Source organism: Coxiella endosymbiont of Ornithodoros amblus, assembly GCF_019425495.1.
GTDB lineage: Bacteria > Pseudomonadota > Gammaproteobacteria > Coxiellales > Coxiellaceae > Coxiella.
Window position 1 is genome coordinate 1 of the sequence record NZ_VFIV01000069.1, and the last position, 6202, is coordinate 6202.

A 6202-nucleotide genomic window follows, 5' to 3' on the forward strand; every position below is an offset into this window, starting at 1 on the left:
AAAGTATTAATGCCTTGGGAATTATTCTCATATTCCCTCGCGTAGATTTACTGCCATAAACAGCTACTGTAAATGAACATTTACCAATATCGATACCGATAAAATTATTGTATGATCTCATCTCATCTTGGATTACCAGTGCTTAGCTACGTCGATGATAGTGAAAACAAATTTTCCGATCGATTTCCGCTGCCGCACCTAAATACCCGACCTTCTATTTGTTTTCCTTCGAAATTTTGTTGGGAGGCGTGTTTAATTTGGGAAATTTTGGCTAGTGTAATTTGTCGGCTTATGTCGGTTTGTTGTTGCCCGGGACGCGGTTTAACATCCATCGCTAATAAATTGGTTCCTAATGCCTTAAATTGGTCAAGCGCATGTTCAGTGGCTAATTGACTGGAAGTAATCAAAGCGACAACGGAAGCCGTTCCTACAAGAATACCTAAAATAGCCAAGAACGAACTTAATTTAGACGAAATTAAATTCCTTAAAGCTGCTTTGATATATCGAATAAAACTCATATTTTTCTATCTATGGAACAATCAAGCCATCGTGCATTTTAATTATCCGTTGGCATTGGGCAGCAATTTGTTCATCGTGCGTAATCAGTACCACCGTACAGCTCTCCTCGCGATTTAATTGAATCAATAAATCCAACACTTCTTGACTCGTTTTTGAATCCAACGCGCCGGTTGGCTCGTCCGCTAAAATAATATCGGGGTTTCCAACAAGCGAGCATGCAATCGCTACCCGTTGCTGTTTGTCCACCAGAAAGCTTTCTTGGTTTATGATGGTGGATTTAGCCATAAACTCTTTATAACATGGTTCGCGCGCGTTTGTTAATTCGCTTTCCGCTGAGATTTACGATAAGTCAAAGGAAGTCCCACGTTTTGCAGCGTGTTTAATTGCGGCAATAAAAAGAATAATTGAAAAATAATCTGATATGGCGGTTGCGCAAATCCGCGCGCTGATTAGGATTTAAATAAGCGACTTTTTATTTCTTAATAAATATTCACCACTGGTGGGATGATCCAATAGACCCAAAATATTCATTGTGGTGGTTTTCCTTGATCCAGACGCCCTAATAATTCCAACGAATTCACCTTTTTCAATTAAAAAACTAACGCTTTTTAAAGCTTTATAGCTGTTCGAGGCGAACTGATACACTTTAGTGATGTTTTTAAATTCAATCATGACTAGCGCTTTGTCGTCCAGATTAATGTCTTGAAGGATGGTAACACCTGTTAAAGTCGTGTCTCCCGTCACGACAGGAACCTTTTTTTCTTTCCCAATTTTTGGGTCGATAATAGTAACAACACTTTGACCGTTTTCCGGCGTCACTGCCCCGATGGGTAATATATATGGGAGATTTTCCACGTCAATTTCTACGGTGGCGCTCATGACTGCATGGATAACATTGCGTTGTTCTTTTGTCACGCCGGGGACTTTGGCTTCAATATTAAATGTGCTAAGTGCTCCATTGCCTTCGCTTTGCTCTGGGTTGGATTGTCTTGCCACAGCCGTCACAATTCCGTGAAGGGTCATTCCAGGAAAAACATCACCCGTCACGATAGCTTTTAAGCTTGAATGAAGCCGATTAATCTTAATTTCGCTCACTTGCAGCGTGATAGTAAACCCGGATAAATCGCCGATGGGCAATATTAATTGACCTTGTTTAACTTCCGTGCCAACGACTAACTGTTCCTTACCGTCTTTATCATCTTCCGATTTAACCGGAAAAAGCGACATACCTTTTCCCGGTGACTTTACTAAGATATGACGAAAATACTTTTGCAAAATTTGTGCCACGACATTGATGTCTGCAATACGCAAGCCTTCCGCGGTTTTGGGGTCGATGCCTGCTTCCCGTAAAACTTTTTCTAAGGTAAAGCGAGCTTGGTAAAAATTAAGGATATTGGCATCGTGCTGACTCCTTTCTGTGCGAAATTCTTCTTCTGAGATAATACCGGCTTCATAAAGCGCTTACGTGCCGGTAAATGATTTTAGACTGGTTTCGTAGATATCTTTTACCTGAAGATATTTAGTAACCGCATCGCGGTAATCCTCGGCCAATTTTTGAGAATGAATTTCAACGATATTTTTATTTTCTTCAATAGAAGCGCCGTGCGTAAAAAATAATTTTGTGATGGTTCCGTCAACGGGGCTTAAAACAGGAACCGTTCTCAACGGTACCAACGAGCCTTTAAAATAAAGCTGGGTCACGCTAGGTTGTAACTTGGTTGGCTACTATAATTTGCCTGTCTTTTTATGACTCTTTTTTCATCTCTTTTATAACCGGTAAAAAGACAGCTGCTGCCAGCATTAAACAAACCCTCCATTGAAACATTCGTTTTCTCATGGCTAGTACCTCAAAGTAATTCCTAATGTGTTATCGAGATCTGTAATCGCGTTTAAGAATTCAATCCGCTGAGCCACTAAATCGGTTTCTTGCTCCAGCAATTGATTTTGTAATTAGTTAACTTCAAAAACGGTTGTTTTTCCAAAACGCATTTGAGCTGTGCATTTTCCGATGTTCGCCGTTGCAGCTCAACGCCGTGTTTGGCGACTTTAATTTGTGCATATTGATTATGGAATTGATTGATTTATCACGTTTTCTAATAATATTTTCCTTTTCTATCCGTTGGTTAATGATGACCTTGCCGTCGCTGTCAATCCTAAAGTTCTTAAAGATGCTTGATAATCAGCATCTAAACTGTTCTGTTGCTGCATCATGGATAAACGGGTACTGGCAAGTTTGCTTGTTGTTGCAATAAATCGCTGGGTACGAGTTTTCCGGCTTTCACTCGTAATTCAGATTGTCTGACCGTTTGTTCTATGCGTAATAAAGTTCGTCCTTGAATGGTCAGCTTATTGTAATCTTCGACCAATGTTCGGTAGGCTTTAATGACCGTATCAACCACAATAATAATGTTATTTTTAAAAGTTAATCGCGCCACCTTTTCATTATCAACCGCATTCGTGGGATCAATGATGTTGTAGGCCTAACCCACTCCTTTAATAAATAAAAGGTTGCGTTATTGTTATTGTCGTTCTCCCCGGGCACCGCTAAAAGAAGTGCCATAACTGGTTTCCAGCACAGTCTATAAGGTTTTTTACACTCACGCCCGGGGGCGTGTTGAACGAATAAGTTGGCTTGCTCTCTGCCAGGCGTAATTCGCCGTACCGCCTAAGGTGAATTGCGGCTCAAATTCATTATGCGCTACCTCCAATTCAAATTTATCAACCACCCGCTGCAACTCACTGCTGATCACATTGGGATTGTTGCGAAGCGCTAACAAAATGGCTTCGCTTAAGCTTAAGTTCTTGGCTCTTTGATGGAAGGCACGTAGTAAAGGGAGTCGCGTTAATGGCGCATGCGGATGAAAATCCGCATAGTTTTCTACTATGGTCGTGCACGGAGCGGGTAAAACGAAGTTTCCATAGCTGTCCATTTCGGAAAATAAAATTAGAAAAAAAATCCTATGTAGACAACCACCTTCATGGAGTAAAAACTCTCCTAAGTAATATGGAGTCTATTCTAACTTATAAATTCTTTCAATGGCGAATCGGTAGATTTTCAGCTATAGTTTTCGATCATGATAAAAATCTTAGCTGATGACCGCATCCCCTTTGTTTCCAAGCTCTTTGGCGACTTCGGTGAACTGATATTAAAGCCGGGGGCCCACATTCAAAATCGTGATCTTCTCACTGTTAATGCGTTGCTGACTCGCTCTATTACTTCCGTAAATTCCGCCTTGCTGAAGGGGACGGCTGTCAAATTTGTTGGAAGCGCAACAGCGGGATTCGATCATATCGATTCTACGTGGCTCAAAGAACAATCTATTCATTGGGCCTATGCGCCTAGCGCTAATGCGACGGCCGTAGCGGAATACGTGCTCCATTGCGTAGCTTATTTGTATAAGAAAAATTTATTGCCGCGCAATTCAGCCACAGCAGCAATCATTGGCGTTGGCCATGTGGGTTCCGTTATGTCCGATCGATTAAGAAAAATTGGTTTTACGGTGTTGCATAACGATCCCCCGCGCGCATGTATAGAAAAGGATTTTATTTCAGTTCCTTTAGCCTCGCTGACCAATGTTAATCTTGTTTGTTTGCACACGCCTTTAGTCAAAACGGGAAACTTTCCGACCTATCATTTAATTAATAACCGTTTTCTTAAAACGTTAAAGCCTGGCAGCGTATTACTGAACGCCGGACGAGGTGCTGTTGTTGATAATAATGCTTTATTACAGTGTGACCACGTTATAACTTGCCTAGATGTTTGGGAAAATGAACCCACTATTAATTTACAATTATTGGAAAAAACAACCATTGCCACTCCTCATATTGCCGGCTATAGCAGGCAAGCGAAATTGCGCGCGACATTGATGATTTACGACGCTTTTCTAAAATATTTTCATTTATCAGGTACGCGCCGATTCAGCGAGTTGCAGCAATCGCAGGAAACAATGATGTTAAATATTCAGGACTGTCGCGACGCTGAAGATATTTTATTAACATTATTCAATCCTGGCCGCGAAAGCCAAAGGATGCGCGAGGTACTTGAAGAGAATACCGATCAATTTGAATACCTACGCCGGCACTACCCATTGCGAAATGAATTCTCAGCGATTCAATTAACCCCTACTCCATCAGCATTGCTGAGGAAGGAGTTGAATGATTGGGGATTTAAATAAAAGGCCAAAGGCAATCAGCCAAAGCTTAAAAAAGGAGCGACCTTTGGCTTGATTACCGTGATGAAAAACTTACATTCGCTAGTCAACGCAATAAAGTATTGCTAAACTAAAAACGTTTTTTCGACATGGGCCATTGTATTTTTTATCTTTTTTATCTTCTATCTACTTTATTTTTAATTTCCGCTAATGTTGTTGTGGGTGGAATTGAAGTTCCCTATTATATTCCAACCTCCTTTGTCTACTCAGTGTCTATGTTGAAGGGCTCTATGGATATGCTTCGCGTGATTGGGAATCGTATCTTCCTTACCAAAACTTATGTAGCTACTTTGCCAAGGTCACGATTCCCCGTTTAGCCACTTTGTAAAGGGAGGAAAAGGCGGCTCTGTTGGGTGTGTAGATGTGAGGTGCCAATGGAATCGCTATCTTGTGCCTTATGGCCTCCCGTGGTGGGGTGCTAGGATTAGCGAACATTCTTGGTTAGGCTACATCACGCTTAAATTGGCTTTTCCGATTTGCAGAAATTTATATGCGTATACCAAAGTGGGCGCTGTGGCCTTGAATATCTGCACGCGGATAAACTTTACGCCTATTAACGATTTAACACAAAATGGCAATTTTTAGCCGCCTTTTCATGATGTATTTCCACACATTTTTGATAACTCTCAGTTTGCCGCCAAAGCTCAACCGCTTCAGGTACCACCGATAGCAACATATTCGCCAAATAAGCGCAATGTTTCGCAATGCTTTTTTATATAAACAGAATCGCTGAATGGATTTGTGGGCCCCTGCTTTAAAATGGTTGCTGCAAGGGGCATTTCTTTTAGTGCCCATAAAAATTCTATAAATGACATAGGATATATATGCAAAAACGCAATCCTGTCTACCGGCACCCCTACTTCCTCAATGGCAAATTCTAAAAGAGACCCGGCTGACATGACGTGTAATTGAGGGAGGGTCTCGTAAAAATACGTAAAGCTATACCGTAAAGCTAGCGCTCTTGGACAAGCTTAGATTTCATCTAGAAAAAAGCGTTCTACCAGGCTCGATATCTTTCCCACTAATGTTTAATGATGGTTGACAATGCGTGGAATATCAAAATCTTCAGCAAAAACGCGACATAATTTTTTAGATCTCAAAATTCACTTCTACAAAAGGAGTCAAGTTGTTCCCCTAACTGTCAAACAACCGTAGTTTTTCCTACTTAACGTGCGCTACGTAGGAGAGGATCAGCTTTCTATGCGGATCTTCTTTCCACTATGCAAGCTGTTGAGAAATTAATTGTTTTATTTTGGCTTAAACTCAAGGATCTTTGGTATAAATTTCAAGGATAATATCTTAGTTATAATTTGGCTAAAAATCAAAGACTGTATTAATAGGTGTGGTGCAATTAAAAGTGTAGGTTAGGCCGGCTCCGGCTCACGGGATCTGCCGTGGATTTGCAGTATTATTTGAATTGATATTGTTTTCTACTCTTCAGTATCTTTATGTCAATAACTATGGTTTCGTTT

2 protein-coding genes and 6 pseudogenes are annotated in these 6202 nt (G+C 40.8%); 3 read left to right on the forward strand and 5 right to left on the reverse strand.

What is annotated here, in order from left to right:
* Positions 1 to 135: 135 nt before the first annotated feature.
* The 4 pseudogenes from FIV31_RS06975 to FIV31_RS06990 all read right to left on the reverse strand — a co-directional run.
* Positions 136 to 518 (reverse strand): annotated as a pseudogene (locus FIV31_RS06975) (ABC transporter permease); the annotation flags it as partial.
* Between the two features lie 10 nt (positions 519 to 528).
* Positions 529 to 1191 (reverse strand): annotated as a pseudogene (locus tag FIV31_RS06980) (ABC transporter ATP-binding protein).
* Positions 1192 to 2356 (reverse strand): annotated as a pseudogene (locus tag FIV31_RS06985) (efflux RND transporter periplasmic adaptor subunit); the annotation flags it as partial. It abuts the pseudogene before it with no gap.
* A 2-nt stretch (positions 2357 to 2358) separates the two neighbouring features.
* Positions 2359 to 3499, reverse strand: a pseudogene (locus tag FIV31_RS06990) (TolC family protein).
* Between the two features lie 94 nt (positions 3500 to 3593).
* Between FIV31_RS06990 and FIV31_RS06995 the strand changes: the two are divergent.
* From FIV31_RS06995 to FIV31_RS08695, 3 genes and pseudogenes are all read left to right on the forward strand, one after another.
* Entirely contained in the window at positions 3594 to 4694 is a 1101-nt protein-coding gene (locus FIV31_RS06995; RefSeq protein ID WP_280124270.1) for a 4-phosphoerythronate dehydrogenase, read from the forward strand.
* Positions 4675 to 4804: pseudogene (locus FIV31_RS07000) on the forward strand (hypothetical protein). The gene FIV31_RS06995 and the pseudogene FIV31_RS07000 overlap by 20 nt, the downstream one beginning before the upstream one ends.
* Before the next feature lie 15 nt (positions 4805 to 4819).
* Positions 4820 to 5312, forward strand: a pseudogene (locus FIV31_RS08695) (outer membrane beta-barrel protein); the annotation flags it as partial.
* 71 nt (positions 5313 to 5383) lie between these two features.
* Here the strand turns inward: FIV31_RS08695 and FIV31_RS07005 are convergent.
* The gene (locus FIV31_RS07005) at positions 5384 to 5629 is read right to left on the reverse strand and encodes a hypothetical protein (RefSeq protein ID WP_280124271.1); all 246 of its coding nucleotides are present in this window, start codon (positions 5627 to 5629) and stop codon (positions 5384 to 5386) included.
* Positions 5630 to 6202: the final 573 nt, after the last annotated feature.

Excerpts from the sequence above, each read along its gene's own strand:
- FIV31_RS06995 (WP_280124270.1), top strand. The coding sequence starts at position 3,594 with ATGATAAAAATCTTAGCTGATGACCGCATCCCCTTTGTTTCCAAGCTC.
- FIV31_RS07005 (WP_280124271.1), bottom strand. The coding sequence starts at position 5,629 with ATGTCAGCCGGGTCTCTTTTAGAATTTGCCATTGAGGAAGTAGGGGTG.